Consider the following 17,477-nt stretch of genomic DNA (forward strand, 5'->3'; position numbering starts at 1 on the left):
CCCTCTACGGCACTAGCCTGTAGCGATCCCTCGGGAAAAGGACGACTTCACGTATATTCGAAACTCCGAGGATCGTCATCAGCAGTCTATCTAGGCCAAGTCCGAAACCTCCGTGAGGAGGCATGCCGTACCTGAAGGCCTCCAAGTAGAACGAGAACTCCTCCTTCCGCAGTCCTTTGTCCTCGATGTTCTTTAACAGCTCCTCGTAGCGGTGCTCCCTCTGCCCCCCGGATGCGACCTCTATGCCTCTAACGTCCAGGTCGAAGGACTCGCTGAGCCCGCCAGCACCCCTCATAATGTAGAATGGCTTAGCCTCCCAAGGGTACCTAATTATGAAATACGCGGGATTGCCTCTTCCTTCCATGTACTCGCCGAGAACCTTCTCAGAATTACTGTCCAGATCCTCACCGAAGCTGACGTTGACACCTAGCTGATTTAGCAGCTTAACTGCTTCCTCATAAGTAATGCGCGGTACACTGCTGAGCGGAGGAAGCAGGTTAAACCCCTGCTCTCGGAGAACTTCGCCGAGATCCTCGTTGAGCCTGCGGACAACATACTTTAGATAATCCTCTAGTAAATCCAGGACCTCTTCCATCCCATCTATAAAGGCCATCTCAACGTCGAGGCCCCAGCTCTCGTTAAGGTGCCTAACGGTATTGAACTTCTCGGCTCGGAAGTAAGGGGTTATCTCGAATACTCTGGGAACTCCGCACATAAGCATCTGCTTGTACAGCTGAGGACTTTGAGACAGGTAAGCCTTCCTCTCAAAGTATTCCACCGTGAAGAGAGTTGCACCACCCTCAGCACCAGCACCAACGATTTTCGGAGTATTCACTTCGAGGAAACCTCTCGACGAGAAATACTCCCTCGTGTAGCTCATCAGGGCGCTTCTGGCCAGGAAAAGCGCCCTAAACCTCGGCAGCCGCAGAGACAGGTACCTGTAGTCGATGTAAGCGTCAAAACTCGCAGGAGTTTTACCCGTCGGGTCCAAGGGCAGAAGAGCCTGCGGCTCCGAGAGAACCTCTACCTTAACCGCGTGGAGCTCTCTCCCCTTCATGCTTATTACCTTCTCGGGCTCTCGGCCGATCACCCTCACAGCGCTGCCAAGCTTCAGGCTCACCGCAGTCCTCCAAGTCTCCTCGGGCACTTCATCTCTCTTGACAACCACGGTTAAGGGTTTCACGGATAAGTCGTCGATGACTTCAAGGAACGATATGCGGCCAAGCACCTTTAAGTTAGACACCCAGCCCACGATCCGCTTCTCCATCAGAGCTCAGTGATCGCCGAATAGGAGAAATATTTAAAGCATCCCTACTCTCAGAGCGCGAGGAGATAAGCTATGGTGCGCCCCTCCCAAAGGTCTAGGACGAAGAAGAGGAAGCTTGTCCGCACGCCCGGAGGGAGACTTGTGCTCCGCATCCTCGACAAGAAGCATGATTACCCTAAGTGCGCTTCGTGCGGCAGGCCTTTAAGCGGTTTTCCCAAAGTCACAGCTAGGGAGGAGAGGAAGGGGCTTAAGCCTCCCACCAGGCCTTTCGGAGGCTACTTATGCCACAAGTGCCTATCTCTGGGCTTAAAGCGCGCTGCTAGAGCTCTCTCGGGTTGAGCAGTTTAATGGCATGCATAATCGTAGCGATTAGCGGTACTCCTGGAAGCGGTAAAACTACTTACGCAAAGTTCTTAGCCGAGCGGTACGGGCTACGCTACGTTTCAGGAGGTGCTCTCTTCCGGGAAATAGCGCGCGAGAGAGGGTACGATTTAGTCGAGTTTCACCGCGTAGCAGAGATAGAGGAGGACATTGACTTTCTGATAGAAGAAAGATCTCTTAGAGAGGCTCTCAAAGGAGGTGTTGTTATCGAGGGCCACCTAGCCGTCTGGGTGCTTAGAAGCATAGCGCATGCCAAGATAATTTTCGATGCCCCTCTGGAGGTGAGAGCTAGGCGTATAGCCGTCAGGGATTCGAAAAGCTTTAGCGAGGCACTTGAAGAGCTTGTTAAAAGAGAGAAAAGCAACCGGGAAAGAGCCTGGAAGTACTATGGCCTTGATGTCCGCGACTACAGCGTGGCAGATTTAGTCATCAACACGGGCTTGCTGGGGGAAGAGTCGGTGAAATTTATCTTGACGAGCTTTTTCGATAGACTGCGGCTGGAGCATCCCGAGCTTTTCCACTAAGGTAGCCGGCGCTTGGCCACAGCGCCCAGAATTATGGGTAAAAGAAGTGTGGCATCCCCCGGAACCGTCACATGTTTCGCGGACGGCTTAATCTTCCCCCAGCTTATAGCTTCTCTGGTTCTCGCCCCGGATAGGGAGCCATCCCACTCAGGAGCAGACGTAACGGCGACAGCGTAGTCAAGGCCGCCCCGGAACTGAGCCCACCAGATCACGTGATGCTTAGATATTCCTCCTCCGAGCATCAAGCCGGCCAGGCAGTCCGCCTCGTACACAATTTCTGCGATCTTCGCCATGTCCGCAACCGTATCGAGAACTATTCCCCGCAGCTCCGAGGAAGCCCTTGCCCTTTCGTTGAAAGTATAGACCGCGGTGCCGAAAGCCGAGTCCACCAGACCAGGTGAAAAGACTGGTACGCCCTTCCTAGAACAAGCTCTAAGGATTGACTTCTGATCCTCTAGCCTCCTTCCGGACTCGTAAGCCAGTTCGCTGGGCGACCATGAAGTTTTAACCCGGGAAAGCTCGCTGAGCAGTCTGTGTACGAACGACTCTATTAAGGGACCGTAGTGCTCTAGCGGGATGAGTATATTCCCAAGCCGGTGCAAGCCAAGCTCCCGCAGCATTTCATCGTCGAGCTCGAAGTCGCCAACGTAGTACCTTCCCCCAGTAGCTCTCGCTATATCGTGGTCAAAAGTCCCCCCAGTTGTAACCACGGCTCTACAGAAGCCCTTAGCGATCACATCAGCGAGGAGGCCCCGCAGACCGGTCGCCACTATATTTGCTGGAAATGACAAGATAAGAGCGCAGTTCTTACTGTATGCTTCATCGAGGATTTCAACAGCTCTCTGTAAGTACCGTAGAGAGAAGCCCCCAATCCTGCTGAAGACTTTCATGGCTTCTCCGAAGTTCTCTACTACCTCGTCAAGGGAGAGATCCTCGACGTGAACTTTCAGCATCTCTCTTCTAAGCTCTAGCCTCTGCGGCTCCAAGCAGCTTTTCACCTAGCCTTTAGGGCGTAGAACCCTTTCCTCTGGATTCCAAGCACTTTAGCAGCAACGCTCTGCTCGTTCAGAACGACGATCAAACCCTCCCAGTTGTCGGTAAATTCTCTGCTTCCGCAGCTAGGACACGTTTCGACATCCTCTTCCACGAGAAACCTGCACTTGACGCAGGCTTTTAGGGGAAGCTTCCGCTTACTCACTCTTATCAGCCTCCTTCCTCTTCTCTATCATCTCGCGAATATGGTCTAGCCTGCCGAGATAGGGGGCTCGCATAGTAAGCCTTACCCTGAGAATACCTTTGAGCTCGTCGTAGCTCACGCCAGTAACTCGCGCTCTAACGATGTCACCTCTTCTTATGACTCGCTTGCCGCTCTCTGCTATAACCACCCCCTGGTCTCGATCGTATATAACGTCCTTGGTTGGGAACACCTGCGACCGGTGAACGAAGCCGTCTATCACACCTAGCCTGACCGTCAGCCCTATGTTTTCAACTAAAACAACCTCGCCCTCAACAACCTCGTTGGGAATAGCATTGTACACTAGCGCAACAAACCTACACTCGTGGTAAGAGCTAGGATCCCCGAAGGTAAGGTACCCTTCAGGGGATACCTCTACACTAAGCACGGAAATCACGAGGCCTACGCCCTCGACAACCCTTCCTTCGTAAGTTTCCCTCAGGACCTCTAGCGCTGCTTCTTCTAGCTGTTTTCCGAACAAGTGAGGCGGAATATCGACAATGTCCTCGATCGTCACCAGCTTGTACATCCTCTCGCCCTCCCGCCCTGTTCCATCTCCAGATAGCTCAAGCATGGCGAAATCTTTTATGCTCTCCTCTTCAGTAGCTTAAAGGGCCCGGCGGGTTAAGCCCCGGGGGGCCAGCCCTCCCCTGTAACCGCAAACGGGCTGAGGGCGGGGGGCGTTAACCCGCAGAGGCGCCGGGTAGGCCGTGGGTGCCCGCGCTGACGCACCTTCGATGAAGCCGGCCCCCGTGGGATGCTCTGTCCCGCCGAGCCTCCTGTAGGGGAGGCTCAGGGGGGTACGGCCGAACCGGGTTAGGCCCGGGAGGGAGCAGCCCTAAGGCCGGCAGGGCATGTTCACGGGAAGGCTGGTCGGAGCCAGGTGCCGGCTCGGGTCCACGGCCTGCCGGCCACTTTGCGGGGACGCCGCCGGGCCCTTTAAGCTTAGAGAAGACCATGCAGTTTATAAATAGTCCTTACTCTACCCTCTCCCCCTATCTGATCAAGGATCTTCGCAACAGCTTCTGGGACGAGATTTCTCCAATCCTCATCCCCTTGGGCCATAAGGTTCCTCACATGGGTGCCAGAAAGGACCTCTCTCTCTTTCAGCGGTACTCCGACAACTTCGTACCCGCGCTCTCTAAGAAGAGCTTGCGTTAAGGGATCGTTGCTGTATGCTCTGTCGAACTTAGGGCTCACCATTTCAACGTAAGCTGGCCAGAGAAAGTGTACGGAGTCCGTATCAGGTATCAGCGTGATAATGACTCTATCCAGTAGCCCCTCCACCTTGAGTGAGCTCCATATCATAAGGAGCCTCTCGCCAGCGGTGAAAGGGTTCTTCGGGAGATAGGCGTACTGTGCGCTACCTACGCCTATGACAAGTTCTTCTTCTCTTTCCAGTATCCACTTAACAGCCTCGAGGTGCCCCTTATGAAAGGGTTGAAACCTGCCGATGAATAAGCCCCTGCTCATAGCCGCCGAATCACCGCGACGAGCTCGTCGTAAAACATTGCCAGCACCTCCTTATAGTTAGCTAAACCCTGCTCCACGAGATCCATCTTCTCGAGAACCTCCGCCGTCTTCTCCTCAGATACTAGCTGCCCGTAGTTCCCTGCAAGGTATTCGTAGACCTTTACCCCCAGCTTCGTGGGAACAAGCTTGCCTCTCTTCACAGGGAGCACGTAATTCCGGGCTAGCAGCTTCTTGACTATCTCAGCATAAGTTGACGGCCTGCCTAGCTTCCTTTCCTTCATGAGCCCCACGAGGTCTGCCTGGGTATACAGCGGCAGAGTGGGCCTTCTCCTGTACTCCACTCTGACAACTTTATACACGCCAGGCTGAAGAGGAACAGGCTTCCCGAGTGGAAGGAGTCTTGCGAACCCGTCGAAGAGAATCTCAGCAACTCGGTGAACCTCCTTCTCGAAGTACAGACCCTCGACCCTCAGCTTCTCCTCTTTTACCCTAGAAGGCGCCATCTGACTCGCCATGAATCTCCTGAAGATCAAACTGTAAAGCTGCAAGTGCTCTCTGCTCAACTGTACTGGAAGCTGCAGCACCCCTTGCCTAATCAACCCTAGCAGTGTTTCAGCGTCGTAAGGTCGAGTAGGTCTTATGCACTCGTGAGCACCAGCCTCCCCCCACCTTCTCGGCCAGAAGTACTCTTCCCCGAGCTTCTCCATCAAGTAAGCCCTCGCGACAGCTATGCCCGCTTCTGAAACATGGGTGCTGTCAGTCCTGTGGTAGGTGATCAGACCCATCTCGAATAGATCTTGTGCAAGCCGCATTACCTCATCAGCGCTGAAACCATAGAGCCTGTTAGCCTCTCGGAGCATGGTGTCCGTTGTGAAGGGGGGCGGCGGGTGAATCTCCCTCTCCTGGGTAGCGACGCTTGTCACTCGAACTTCGCTGCCCAGGAGCTCATCCTTGACCTCGCTAGGTTTTTTGCCGTCAAGCTTCATATTGTCGACAAGCAGCCTGAAGGTCGGCTCCAGCTCAAGCGTGAAGACAGGTCTAATGCTCTTCGATACCTCCCTGTAACGCGAGATAACCCATCCCAGCACTGGGGTCTGAACTCTCCCCGCTGAAAGCCAATCCATCCCGAACTCCTTCCACAGCGCCTTACTCAGAGCGAAACCTATCCACCTGTCCTCAATTCTTCTCACCAGCTGCGCCTCAACCATTCTCGTGTTAATCTCTCGCGGATTTTTCAAAGCCTCTTCGAATGCCTTCCTCGTGACTTCGTGAAACTCTATCCTCTTAATGCTCCGCGCGTAGGGGCTAAGCGTGACCGCGATATCCCAGGCGATCTTCTCTCCCTCGGTATCTGGGTCGGTGGCTATCAGCACTTCATCAACCTCCGCGGCGAGGCTTCTAAGGAAGCTCACTATCTCGGCTTTGTCGAGTATAGTGGTGCTTCCGCAGTAGGGGCATCTCCCCGCACCGCTCTCTTCCCGGTAGTCCGTGAACTGCCTCCCGCAGCTTAGGCACCTCTTTATTGTTGTGAAAACTGGAACGAAGAGGCCGCGTTCCCGCTCTGTCAGTACGCCGAAAACATCCTCCACTCCGTCGAAATTGAACATGCTTGTTATCAGGTCGAAAATGTGCCCCATCGAGGCTGCTATCTGGAGCTGATAGTTACCCGTAGTAACCTCGTAGACCACGTACCTACCTATCCTACGCCTCGAAGGTCTGCCGAAAAACGATGCTATAGTTCTAGCCTTAGTGGGGCTTTCCACAACTACCAGGGCTGTTCTGAGAAGCTCGCTGACTTCCTCCGGCTTACTCTCCCCCCTGATGATCCTTCTTATGCGCTCTCTCTCTTCAGTTATCTCTCTGATCAGAGCATCTAGGTTAAGCTCAGCTAGCTGAACCCACTCGCCGTCTCCGAGGAAAGTTCTCGAAGCTTTGATGAACTTCTTAAGAAGCTCCTCGTTATCGGCAACAAGTACTGATAAACCTTTCGAGATTCCTCCCGTGTACAGTCTCGAGGACCTTCCAGACGCTTGGATGTATGTTAAAATGTCGGGAATTATGAGGTATAGCACACCATTTTCTTGAGTCAGCATAGCAGAAGTTTCCGCTACTAGCTTATAGAGGTGCTCTTTAGACTCAAGATACTTTCTCACGAGTTCCTGCAATCTCTTAATAATTCGTAAAATCCCAGCCAGTTTTGGGGGCTCTTCCCCTCGCTTCAGAGCCTCCATTAGGGCCCTGTACTGGTGCGGCTCCAATGCGAGAAGCGCTCTGCGCACCGCTGAGATCAGTCTCTCCATCTCGGAGCGATCCTCCTTCTCCGCTATCTGAGCGACATTCGACGCTAGCTGCAGAAGCCTTACAGGAGTCAGGAGAGTCACATCCGTCTTCAGCTTAAAGTGCGGGATTCCTGCGAAGATAACGTACTTCACTACGTGAGGCATGTCGAGCCCGCGCACCAAGAGCCCGTAGTAGCTTGCAGTGCCTACCAGAACGTCCAGCCTCCCTTCCTCAAAGTCTCCAAGAACCTGTTTTTTCAGCCTCCCCCGAACGAGCTCCACCTTTAAACCTCTGGCGCGCACCGCATCCAGCAAGCTGTTGAGAGTACTCTCATCCGTCCCCAGAGGCACGAAGATCAAACCCCCCCTCCCTAGTCGGGAAGATAGGCGGGCTACTTCCTCTACCAACCCCTCCCCCTGGGCAAGCACGTAAGTGTCGACAACGTTGCGGAGCTGCTCGCTCCTACTGCCCACCTCGAAGCCGAGCAGCTCCCGGAATAAACGCACCCTCAAACCCCGCGCTCTCCCCGTTGCCGTGGAAACCAGGAGGATGCCGTGCTTACTCTTCGCTGCCTTCCTAACTTCCTCTTCTAAAGCCCGAACTCTCTCCGCTAACTCGCCGGGCGGGCTACCGCGCCGTAAGGCTGCTGCCAACTTTAGCCTGGTGTAAATGAGCTCCATAGCTTTCTCAACATCCTCCCTAGCGAAGCCTAGGAGGAGTAGGAGCTTGTCGATTCCTTTAGAAGATTTAAGAACGGAGTCCACGTCATCAACAAATATCAAGTCAAATGCAATCCCGCTAAGCAGTTCGAAGTTCCTTTGCAGGAAGTGCGGCGTGGATAGAAGAATGCTGAAATTTCTCGCAGCTACCTTTTGGAGGATGTTCTCCTTCTCACTTTTCGAGAGCCCCGCGTGGTAGGCTACTATGACCTCCTCACCTACGCCGGCTCGCCTCGCGAGCTCCGATATCCTCTTGTGAACATGCGTCAGAAGCGCGGTATTCGGGAAGATCATATAGCACCTCTTTCCCTGGCGGGCCAGGTAAAGGGATAACACCATGCCGAACATCGTCTTACCCACACCAGTAGGCGCGAGAATGGCGAAGCTATTGCCTCGTAGCGCCCTCAATGCCCAGGTCCTCTGAGCCGACCAAGGTTTGCTACCTACGACTTCTTCGAAAAAACTGGAGAACCTTTCGAGGGATTCCCGAACCTTTACCAGCTCTTTAACCCCTCCAGCTTTGCCGCGTTTCTCCAGCTCAGATGCTATGAAGTACAAGTCTGCCTGCGCCCCTCTGCTCAGCTCTTCAGGAATCTCCTCGAGACACTTTCCACAAGGAAGCTTTAGGGATAACCTGTAGTCGGTTATAGCGCCGCTGCAGTTGTAGCACATCTCCCTGAATACGGCGCGAGCTGTCTCGAGCTCCACAGAACCACCTCTCAACTAGCGGGGAAAAGCGCAAGGTAAGAAAAAACGTATCGCTTTACTGCGAAATCTGGGAGAGCTTTACCAGCCTATTCCAGTTCTCCTCAACTTCTCTTTTGATCTCCTCGAGAAGCCACCTGTTCTCGGGCTCGAGTAAGTGCCTGAAGCGTCCCTGAAGCTTGAAGTAATCCTCGATGGGCTTCGGCTCCTTTACCGGCACCGTGATCCTATACCTCCCATCCTCGTACTCGTAAAGCGGCCATATCCGGGTCTGCACAGCCAGCCGAGCAACCTCAATGCTCCTTGAGGGGTCGAAGTACCACCCAGTAGGGCAGGGGGAATAGTAGTGGAGCACTGTGGGTCCCTGGAAGCTGGCAGCCTTAGCTATCTTGTTGTACATGTCGACAGGGTACGCTGGGTTCATCGTTGCAGCGTACCTTACGCCGTGAGCTATCGCTATCTCAACCAGGTTTTTCTTCCTCTCTAGCTTGCCTGGAATAACCCTGCCGGCAGGGCTTGTAGTCGTGTGTGCACCCTTCGGAGTGGCACCCGACCTCTGGATACCTGTATTCATGTAAGCTTCGTTGTCATAGCAGATGAACATGAAGTCGTGCCCTCGCTCCAGCGCGCCGCTCAGCGCCTGGAAACCAATGTCGAAGGTTCCGCCGTCACCCGCTAGCACGATTATCTTCGGCCTCCTTACCCCCTGCTTGCGCTCAAGTACCTTGAACGCCGCCTCTATACCGCTAGCCACTGCCGGCGCATTCTCAAATGCTACGTGAACCCAGGGGACGCCCCAGCTTGTGTACGGGAAAACAGTGGTAGAAACCTCCACGCAGCCTGTCGCGTTAACGACGACTTTAGGTCCTGGAACAGCCTTGAGAGCGAACCTAATAACCTGTGTCGCCCCGCAGCCAGCGCAAAGCCTGTGACCCGGAGCGAAAAATTCCTCTTTAGGTATCTCTTTCAGGGACCTAATCACGCCGGTGCTCACTCCAACCTCACCCCTCCCTTAACCCTATCCAGATGCTCCTCTGAGGAGCCTCACCTTTTCTCAAGACTTCTTGGGCGAAGCTAAACAACTCTCTAGCGTGCTGCGGAGTAAAATCTCTGCCGCCTAGTCCGTAGACAGCGCTGAAGAGCAGAGGCCTTCTCTTCGCGGAGTACAGAGCTGAGGCGATGTCTGCGAAAAGCTGCGGTGCTGGGCTTCCGAAGCTTAAGCTCCTGTCAAGAACTCCGACAACTGAGGCCTCGCTCAGCGCCCTCCTAATCTCATCCACCGGGAAAGGTCTGTACTGCGTTAAGCTCACAACCCCTAGCTTCTTCCCCTCCGCTGCTAGCTCGCGGGAGGCGTGCCTCAGCGTGCCCGCGGAAGACCCTAAGGCGACGAGAACTACCTCCGCGCCCTCAGTGTTGAAGGTTTTTACTGGGGAGTAACTTCTCCCAGTAAACTCACCGTACTCTTCGAAGACCTCTTTGATTGCAGGCCTTGTAGACTCGAACGCCTCGAACTGGAACTTCCTGTGCTCCATATACCAGTCGATCAAGTCCAGTGCTCCGTAGGTCATCGGCCTCTCAGGGTCGATAGCGTTCACGGGCTTCTTCGGCGGTAAGAACTCATCTACGTCGCGATCCTCTAGAACCCTTAGACCCTCTGCGGCATGCGTGAGGATGAAGCCATCCAGGTTGACTATGCTCGGGAAGAGTACGCGGTGATCCTCCGATATCCTGAAGGCCATCAGTGTGAGGTCGTACGCTTCTTGAACGTTCTCAGCGAAGAACTGCATCCACCCCGTATCCCGAGCAGCGTACGCATCGTCGTGCGAGCAGTGGATGTTGATGTTGGGCGATAATGCCCTGTTACCCATAGCCATCACGATGGTCGTTCTGAGCCCCGCTGCTATCCAGAGTATCTCCCACATGAATGCCAAGCCTTGGCTACTCGTCGCCGTAAATACTCGTGCACCAGCCAGCGAAGCGCCTACAGCGGCTGAGAGAGCGCTGTGCTCGCTCTCAACCGGGATATAGGCTGCGTCGAGCTCTCCGTTGTTTACGTACTCCGCTAGGGACTCTACGATAATCGTCTGCGGTGTTATCGGGTAAGCCGATATCACGTCTACCTTCGCCTGCTTAACCGCGTACGCGACCGCTCTGTCGCCGTTCATCCCGACAAGTCTTCCTCTCGACAAACCTAATCACCCCTCCATGACCATCTCGATGGCGTGTACGGGGCAAACGTTAGCACAGATACCGCAGCCCTTGCAGAAATCGTAGTTTATCGTGACCCGGTCACCTTCATGCCTCTCGATGGAGGGTTCAGGGCAGTGAACCCAGCATAACAAGCACCTTATGCACTTCTCCTCGTGAAGCACCGGTTTCATCGCCCGCCAGTTGCCTGTTTTAAACTGGAGGCTTGTCTTCGGCAGAGGAATAACGTTGCCCACTGGCAGGTCTTTCCAGCTTCTCGGGTTAAACTCACCCATACTTCTTCACCCTTTCGTAGCCCCTCGTCACCGCTTCAATATTCATTTCCGCCAGCTTAGGGTCCCTGCCGAACCTCTCGCGCACCACCTCGAGCACAGTATCTATGCCGACTAGTCCGCTGGCTTTCACGAAAGCGCCCAGCATGGGAGTGTTGTACAAAGGCCTCCCGAAGATCTCCATCGCTATACCGTAGGCGTCAACGTACCACAGGATAGCGGAGAACTTTCTCGCAGCCTCTACTAGCTGCCCGTCCGGGACCTTAGCGTTCACAACGATCAAACCGCCCTCCTTAAGGCCCTGAGTGATCAGCGGGACCTCTTTCTGCAGGCTCGGATCTATAACCACGACCGCGTCCGGAGAGTAAATGCCGGAGTGCAGTTCTATGAGCTCCTCGCTTATGCGGGTGTAAGCTCTCACCGGGGCTCCTCTTCTCTCAGGTCCGAACTCCGGCGCGTGGTAAACCGCCTTACCCTCCCGCAGCGCTGCGAGGGCAAGGAGCTCGCTGGACGTCACAACACCCTGACCTCCTCGGCCGTGCCACCTCACTTCGTACATCCTGCTGGGCATCGGCTGACACACCCTGTTCTTTACACTCTAAGAAAAATCTGTCTACTTCATGGCCAGTGATAACGGTGTTCATGACGGCTTAAACTTGTTAAGGAAAAGATATCTCCCTCCCTGCGTGAAGTTCTTCAGCTCAGGGTGAAGGACTGCAGGAAGGGCGCTGTAGGAGGTACGTTTTCGCTGCTCCACAGGGGTCATAGGCTCCTCTTAAGCTACGCTGCCCTGAATAGCGAGCGGCTCCTTATAGGTGTGACTAGCGACGAGTACGCTCAGAGCAGGAAGACGCACCCGGTCGAGCCCTTCGAGCTGAGAGCACTCTCAGTACTTCTTTACGTTCTCACAGTGAACCCCGAGGTGGTGGTGGAGGTAGTCCCTATAGACGATGCTTACGGACCTGCGGTAGTAGACCCGGAGCTGGACTGCATATTCGTGAGTGAAGAGACCTTGGCCGGCGCTCTTGCAGTCAACTTGGTGAGGCGGCTTCGCGGGTTAAAACCTCTTAAAATACACTCCGTCGAGGTCATCTTACACGAAGGTGGCGTTAAGCTCTCAAGCACGCTTCTCTGGAAGAAGATTCCTGCTGCCGATACGGGCTCTTACCACCTCAACGCTAAGCGCCATGAAGACGAGCCAGGCGAGAAATAGCACGAGACCCAGCAGAGCTCTTAGCAAGGGGTCTCTGAAGGCTGAGAGCAACATCTCGAGGAAGTACACTAGAATTATGATAGCGAGCCAGGCGGAAGATGCCATGAGAGACAACCAGAACCACGCTTTAGCAACCTTCATGGAAGCTCGCCTCAGAGCATGAGAAAGGCTGAGAGCAGAGCAAGTGCAGCGACCGTGAGTTCAAGCAGAATATACAGCTTTACCACTTCCTCCTCTCTCCCATCCCCTCCGATTAACAGCGCTAGCCTGGTTAAGGTGAGCGGGGCTTTGGGGCTCCTACTAGCCCGCAGAGTGCCGTCGGGCTCAACGATCACCGGCCGCTCGGGAACGGTGCGATGCTCCCTGAAGCCTCTAAAGCTGACGAGCACCATGAAGCCGTTTACGACGTGCGGGAGAAGCAGTGTTAGTGCAATGAACTCGAGGTGCTCCACCACAGCTAATCCACCAAGCAAGGCTCCCAGGAAGAGGCTACCGCTATCGCCGTTGAAAACCCTGGCTGGGTACGCATTGTACGGGTAGTAAGCCGCTAGCACCCCGACGAGAAGCAGGGAGAGTATGAGCGCGGTTTCTCTTCCTAGAAAGGCGGAGATCAAGGCTAGAGTGGAGAAGGCGACGAGCATCGTCCCAGGTGTGATCCCGTTGAGAACATCCAGCATATTAACTACGTTCGCGGGGCCCGCAACGGCTAGTGGTAGGAGGATCCAGTAGATCAGAGTGATTCTGAGCTGCCCTATAACGGGGAGAGCAGGCCTCCCCCAGTTTATCAGATGGGGGTCCAGGAGGGCGGTAAGTGCTATGGGAACTATCCCTAAGATAGTTAGAGCGGTTTTAGTTAAACCTCCAAGAACTTTCAGATCGTCGACTAGCCCTACACCGAAACAAATAGCTGCAGCACTCATCACAACTAGGCCCTTCAGGAACGAAGCGCTTAACCCTTGCAAAACAAGCCAGGCGGTAAGACCGCTCAACACCCCTATGAAGATGATTACGCCACCTGCGTGAACGACTTCTGGCTTGCCGGGCTTGTGCGCATCGGGCCTGACTATCCCCCTAGACTTGAGATAGCGAAGCATGTGAGGCGCCACCACTTTCACCACCAGGTAGCCGACAGCAGCTGCAACCACCCCGGTCAGCGCAGGTTGGTACATTCCCCCACCACCGGTCACTGCATGGTTACTTGCTCGCAGCGCCCTGCCTCTCTCTAAGCAGCCTCTCAATAACTCTTGCGCTATCTCCCATGAAACCGAAGAGGACTCTCAGGTCAGCCTTAGATACTCTGCTTTCCGAGAGAAACCTCTTCACTACTAGCTCGCTTCCTCTGATGCGCTGGTCATCGTAACCTAGCAGTTCGCCAAGCCTCCTGAGAGTCCTGAAGAAAGCCTCTAGCTCATCTCTCGCGGGACGCTCCAGCCTGTAAGGAGCAGGGCTTACGGCTGCGTTGAAGACCTCGTACAGGAGGATGGCAGCCGCGTGCGAAGCGTTCAGAGATGGGTAGGCGGGATTCGCATCTATAGTGACGATGACGTCGCAGGCTGAGAGCTCTTCGCGCGTCAGGCCGATATCCTCTCTGCCTATAACTAGCGCCTTACGCCCACTCGCCTCGACCAGCAAGCTAGCAAGTTCCTTCGGGGTTAAGTACCTTCTGAGCGCCCCGCTACCCTTCACACCTGTGCTGCAAGCCACCAGGTCATGGCTCTTCACCACTTCCTCAAAGCTATCGACAATGAACGCGGCTTCCACGATCTCCGCTGCATGCATCGCGTACTTCCTAGCCTCTATCCCGAGCTCGCAGCGCGGCCTAACGACAATAAGCCTCTCGAAGCAGAAGTTCTTCATACATCTGGCAAGGTACCCTACGTTCTGGTCGTAAAGAGGTTCCACGAAAACTACCGATATCTCTCTCAACCTCTCATCGCAGCTTTTACCGCTGCCCGCTATAGCGGTCACCCGTGCTCGGGATACGAATAAGATCCTTAAATCATAAGCAGGGTAGAACTCTGCTGAAACTCATGAGCGATTCTCCGCGCACCGTTCGAAGAGCACCCTCCACGAGCTTCACCCCGTGGCTGCGAAGCCCGTGTAGAGGGTGAGCCAGCCACCCCTCAGCCTCATGAGCACCGTGCGCCCCGAGGTGCTGAACGTCACGCTCACCGGCTCCAAGCCGCAGTTTTAAACCTTCACCTCGCGCGGAGGCGGTGCTGCGCTGCGCTAGCCCTAGAGCACGAGAGAGAAAAAAGGAGGAATAGCTTGAGGGTTTTCAGCGGGGTAGGGCTTCCTCTAGTACCTGCTTAACTTTTTCCTCGAGAAGCTTCCCCGCGTGGAGGAAGGTCGCGCCCTCCTCTGTGACAACCCTCACGTCTTCCGGCGGGATAATGTTCCCAGCCCTCAGCGCCACCACCAACCCCCGGGGCCTAGGCCCCCGGGGAGAGCCCCCTATCCCGGGACGCGGCCGGGCTCTGCGCTCGGCCAAGTGCCCGGGGGCTCCGCGCGCGACGAGGGGGTGAGCAGCCGGGAGGCGCTCCGGCGACGGAGCGCTGAAAGGCGCGAGCAGGCCGCCATGGGCGGCGGCCGCCCCCATGACCCGCCCTGGTCTCCCGCGAGGAGGTGCAGGGCGGGCCCGGAGGCGAAAAGCCTATGAAGGGGAGATGAGCACCGGCGCGGATCATGAGCGATAAGTTCGGTGAGCTCAAGCGGGCCTACAAGCTGGTATTTGCGCTTCCTCGCAGCGAAGCGCTCGCGGCTACGATCCTGGCGCTGACCCTGCTCTGCTTTTTAGCTGCCAGCGCGGTCGACGCTACCCGTTCCTTCATGGGGGCGGCAACCAGCGCTGCTTTGACGGTTCTAGTAGGAAGAATCGTTGACAGCGCGATTATTACTTGGAGAAGGGCGGGCGGCTTCTACGCGGTATTCCTCCTATCTTCGGTATTCTTCCTGCTGCTGAGCGGGAGCGCGTATCCGGGAGCTCTCCTCGCAGCGCTGTTAGGCTTCTTGTTTCTATCCGCTACTTCAGGCCCCCTGAAGGCGGCCTTACCACTCTTCTCATTCCTGGCAGCGCTGAGCGTGCTAGCTGGCCGCGTTGCTGCTATTTTCAGCGTTATAGCCCTCGGCTACGTGCTGGTTGTTCTGGGAGGATTAGCCCTTATCGACTACAGGGTTAAGAAGACTACGGGTGTCAGCGGCATAGCGCTCTTGAGAGGATTTCTAAGGTACATACTCTCCGGTGAGAAACGCTCTCTCGAGGAGGCTCTCGCAGGTCTTTCTTCCGAGAGGGTACTGAACCTGCACCTATTTGACTTCGAGAACTCGGAAGGCGACCTCATCGGAAGGATTATCGTGTCGGAGATCCACCCCGGACCCTTCAGGGACCTAGGCAGCAGTGGGTTGCCTCGCGAGGTGATAGCAGCTCACGGATCCCTACCTGTACTCTACCTGAAAGCCCCCTCTTCGCACGCGGAGAACCTAGCCTTCTCCGACGAGGTGAGCAGGCTGGTAAGAGAGCTTATGCAAACGGGTAGGGCGGAAGCACACTACAACTACGCGCGAATCGGGGTTGCGGCAAGGGGTAGGTTCAGAGTTGTAGTGCTCTCCTTCGACCACGTGAGCCTAGCTTTCATTGACCCGCTGGTGCCAATGGAGGATCTTTCCCACTACTTGAGTAGACTGCTCTCACTTCAAGGAGTGGTGGCTGTTGATACTCACAGCATGATTTCGAAAGACTACAGTGTACTGGAAAAACCTACTACAAATCTCCAAGAATACTACGAAGTTTTTTCCGCGTTGGCAGAAGCTTTAGAGAAACCCAGGGGAGAGGGGTCCCTGCGGGCAGCCTTTAAGCGTGTAGACTACTCCGACGGCATATCTGTAGCTCCTGGAGGAGTCTCCTGCGCTGTCCTCTCAGTCGGCAGCCTCAGAGTGGGAATAGTGAGCATAGATAGCAATAACGTTCAGGCAGACTTCAAACCTGTTCTGCTGAAATCTCTCGAGAGGCATGTCAGCGTACCGATAGTGGCATCAACAGACACGCACTTGTTGACGGGACGTAGAACAGGTGTCGAGTACTACCCTGCAGGATCCACCTCGCCCGACCGGCTGCTAAGCACCTGCCTGGAGTGCATCGAAGAAGCGGCTGAAAAACTAGAAGAAGCTAAGGTAGGCTACACAGTCTTTCCATTTAAGTCGCTGTACACCAGCGGCGACCTTCTAGAAGAGATCTCTCGCGTATCGCGGGGAAACGTGCTCATAGGGATAGGGTTGATCACCCTAGCTGTAGCAGCATCAGCGCTTGCCCTCCTCTAAGAGCTCCGCAATCCTGTCCCACTTCTCGTCAACCTCGCGCTGCAGCTTCTCTACCTCCTCCTGGCTGAGGTGTGAGAAGCGCCCCTGCAGCCTGAGGTATTCTGCAACAGGTCTTCTCTTACTCTTATCCAGCAGGCCGGCGCTGGGACCCGTAAGCCTGAAGACCCCCTTCTCGACCTCGTAGAGTACCCACATGCCGGTCAGCACCGCAAGCTTGGCAATCTCAACTGTGAGGCGTGGCTCGTACCTCCAGCCCGGCGGGCAGGGGGCTAGCGCGTGCAGGTACTTCAACCCGCCGCTAATGGACGCGGCCTTTTTGACCTTGTAAGCAATATCGCTCGGGTAAGCAGGGGATAGCGTGGCTACGTATGGTACGCGGTGCGAGATCATGATTCCGGGAAGATCCTTCTTGAACCCGGGGTTCCCGCTCGGTGTGGTCGTAGTCCATGCTCCGTAAGGTGTCGACCCGGACTTCTGAATACCCGTGTTCATGTACGCTTCGTTATCATAGCAAATGTAGATGAAGTTGTGGCCCCGCTCCGCGGCGCCGCTTAACGCTTGAAGACCTATATCGACAGTTCCCCCGTCTCCGGCCCACACGACGACGTTTCCAGGCCTCTCCAACCTAGCTAAAGCCTCCACCACACCGGAAGCCGCTGCCGCGCTCGCTGCGAAAGCTATGTGGAGAACCGGCACCCGGAAAGCGCTTTTCGGGTGTGGGCCCGCAATTACCGAAGTGCAAGATGCGGGTATCACCAGGTACGTGTTGGGTCCGAGCGCTTTGAGCACGTGCCGTAACAGGAGCATCGCCCCACAGCCGGGGCAGGCCGCGTGCCCCCGCTCCAAGTACTCTTCTCTAGGGAAAGCGCGGTGCGCCATCCTCC

General features: G+C 55.3%; 18 protein-coding genes and 1 other RNA gene. 5 read left to right on the forward strand and 14 right to left on the reverse strand.

Annotated elements, in window-relative coordinates; translation table 11 throughout:
* Positions 1 to 4: 4 nt before the first annotated feature.
* Positions 5 to 1,267 (reverse strand): aspartate--tRNA(Asn) ligase, encoded by a 1,263-nt coding sequence (gene aspS, locus QXU72_05030; protein ID MEM0494619.1) that lies wholly within the window; start codon positions 1,265 to 1,267, stop codon positions 5 to 7.
* 72 nt (positions 1,268 to 1,339) lie between these two features.
* Between aspS and QXU72_05035 the strand changes: the two genes are divergently transcribed.
* Both QXU72_05035 and QXU72_05040 read left to right on the forward strand, forming a co-directional pair.
* On the forward strand, positions 1,340 to 1,606 hold the full coding sequence (locus QXU72_05035; protein ID MEM0494620.1) for a hypothetical protein: 267 nt from the start codon (positions 1,340 to 1,342) through the stop codon (positions 1,604 to 1,606).
* Positions 1,603 to 2,172: an AAA family ATPase gene (locus tag QXU72_05040; protein MEM0494621.1), complete on the forward strand. Its 570-nt coding sequence runs from the start codon at positions 1,603 to 1,605 to the stop codon at positions 2,170 to 2,172. Before QXU72_05035 ends, QXU72_05040 begins: the two co-directional genes overlap by 4 nt.
* Here QXU72_05040 and QXU72_05045 read toward each other — a convergent pair.
* From QXU72_05045 to QXU72_05055, 3 genes are read right to left on the reverse strand one after another with little or no spacing between them, the layout of a single operon-like run.
* Complete coding sequence (locus tag QXU72_05045) at positions 2,169 to 3,158, reverse strand: deoxyhypusine synthase (GenBank protein MEM0494622.1); 990 nt, start codon at positions 3,156 to 3,158, stop codon at positions 2,169 to 2,171. The two genes, QXU72_05040 and QXU72_05045, sit on opposite strands and share 4 nt — an antisense overlap.
* Before the next feature lie 8 nt (positions 3,159 to 3,166).
* The gene (gene spt4, locus QXU72_05050) at positions 3,167 to 3,370 is read right to left on the reverse strand and encodes a transcription elongation factor subunit Spt4 (protein ID MEM0494623.1); all 204 of its coding nucleotides are present in this window, start codon (positions 3,368 to 3,370) and stop codon (positions 3,167 to 3,169) included.
* Positions 3,363 to 3,980, reverse strand: coding sequence for a DNA-directed RNA polymerase (locus QXU72_05055; protein MEM0494624.1), 618 nt, complete (start codon positions 3,978 to 3,980; stop codon positions 3,363 to 3,365). Before QXU72_05055 ends, spt4 begins: the two co-directional genes overlap by 8 nt.
* 43 nt (positions 3,981 to 4,023) lie before the next feature.
* Here QXU72_05055 and ffs point away from each other — a divergent pair.
* Positions 4,024 to 4,339: signal recognition particle sRNA (gene ffs / locus QXU72_05060), an RNA gene on the forward strand.
* A 12-nt stretch (positions 4,340 to 4,351) separates the two neighbouring features.
* On the opposite strand, the gene QXU72_05065 is transcribed toward ffs, so the two are convergent.
* Genes QXU72_05065 through QXU72_05090 form a run of 6 tightly spaced genes read right to left on the reverse strand, consistent with a single transcriptional unit; the run spans position 4,352 to position 11,634 of the window.
* Positions 4,352 to 4,879 (reverse strand): nicotinamide-nucleotide adenylyltransferase, encoded by a 528-nt coding sequence (locus QXU72_05065; GenBank protein MEM0494625.1) that lies wholly within the window; start codon positions 4,877 to 4,879, stop codon positions 4,352 to 4,354.
* A complete protein-coding gene (gene rgy / locus QXU72_05070; protein MEM0494626.1) occupies positions 4,876 to 8,586 on the reverse strand; it encodes a reverse gyrase in 3,711 nt (1,236 codons plus the stop codon). The genes QXU72_05065 and rgy overlap by 4 nt, the downstream gene beginning before the upstream one ends.
* 55 nt (positions 8,587 to 8,641) lie before the next feature.
* The gene (locus QXU72_05075) at positions 8,642 to 9,577 is read right to left on the reverse strand and encodes a thiamine pyrophosphate-dependent enzyme (GenBank protein ID MEM0494627.1); all 936 of its coding nucleotides are present in this window, start codon (positions 9,575 to 9,577) and stop codon (positions 8,642 to 8,644) included.
* Positions 9,578 to 9,584: 7 nt separating this feature from the next.
* Positions 9,585 to 10,772, reverse strand: a complete 1,188-nt coding sequence (locus tag QXU72_05080; GenBank protein ID MEM0494628.1) for a transketolase C-terminal domain-containing protein — start codon at positions 10,770 to 10,772, stop codon at positions 9,585 to 9,587.
* Between the two features lie 6 nt (positions 10,773 to 10,778).
* Complete coding sequence (porD, locus tag QXU72_05085) at positions 10,779 to 11,066, reverse strand: pyruvate synthase subunit PorD (protein MEM0494629.1); 288 nt, start codon at positions 11,064 to 11,066, stop codon at positions 10,779 to 10,781.
* Positions 11,059 to 11,634 (reverse strand): 2-oxoacid:acceptor oxidoreductase family protein, encoded by a 576-nt coding sequence (locus QXU72_05090; protein ID MEM0494630.1) that lies wholly within the window; start codon positions 11,632 to 11,634, stop codon positions 11,059 to 11,061. Before QXU72_05090 ends, porD begins: the two co-directional genes overlap by 8 nt.
* A 135-nt stretch (positions 11,635 to 11,769) precedes the next feature.
* On the opposite strand from QXU72_05090, the gene QXU72_05095 reads away from it, so the two are divergent.
* A complete protein-coding gene (locus QXU72_05095; protein ID MEM0494631.1) occupies positions 11,770 to 12,276 on the forward strand; it encodes a pantetheine-phosphate adenylyltransferase in 507 nt (168 codons plus the stop codon).
* 152 nt (positions 12,277 to 12,428) lie between these two features.
* Here the strand turns inward: QXU72_05095 and QXU72_05100 are convergent, their stop codons facing one another.
* The 3 genes from QXU72_05100 to QXU72_05110 form a co-directional block, all read right to left on the reverse strand.
* Positions 12,429 to 13,445, reverse strand: coding sequence for a hypothetical protein (locus QXU72_05100; GenBank protein MEM0494632.1), 1,017 nt, complete (start codon positions 13,443 to 13,445; stop codon positions 12,429 to 12,431).
* 25 nt (positions 13,446 to 13,470) lie between these two features.
* Positions 13,471 to 14,244, reverse strand: coding sequence for a TrmJ/YjtD family RNA methyltransferase (locus QXU72_05105; protein MEM0494633.1), 774 nt, complete (start codon positions 14,242 to 14,244; stop codon positions 13,471 to 13,473).
* A gap of 310 nt (positions 14,245 to 14,554) precedes the next feature.
* Positions 14,555 to 14,692, reverse strand: coding sequence for a hypothetical protein (locus QXU72_05110; GenBank protein ID MEM0494634.1), 138 nt, complete (start codon positions 14,690 to 14,692; stop codon positions 14,555 to 14,557).
* Between the two features lie 269 nt (positions 14,693 to 14,961).
* Between QXU72_05110 and QXU72_05115 the strand changes: the two genes are divergently transcribed.
* Positions 14,962 to 16,593, forward strand: a complete 1,632-nt coding sequence (locus QXU72_05115) for a DUF2070 family protein (protein MEM0494635.1) — start codon at positions 14,962 to 14,964, stop codon at positions 16,591 to 16,593.
* Here the strand turns inward: QXU72_05115 and QXU72_05120 are convergent.
* Positions 16,573 to 17,472, reverse strand: coding sequence for a 3-methyl-2-oxobutanoate dehydrogenase subunit beta (locus QXU72_05120; protein MEM0494636.1), 900 nt, complete (start codon positions 17,470 to 17,472; stop codon positions 16,573 to 16,575). The two genes, QXU72_05115 and QXU72_05120, sit on opposite strands and share 21 nt — an antisense overlap.
* Between the last annotated feature and the right edge of the window lie 5 nt (positions 17,473 to 17,477).

Source organism: Thermofilum sp., assembly GCA_038741495.1.
Taxonomy (GTDB): Archaea; Thermoproteota; Thermoprotei; order Thermofilales; family Thermofilaceae; genus Thermofilum.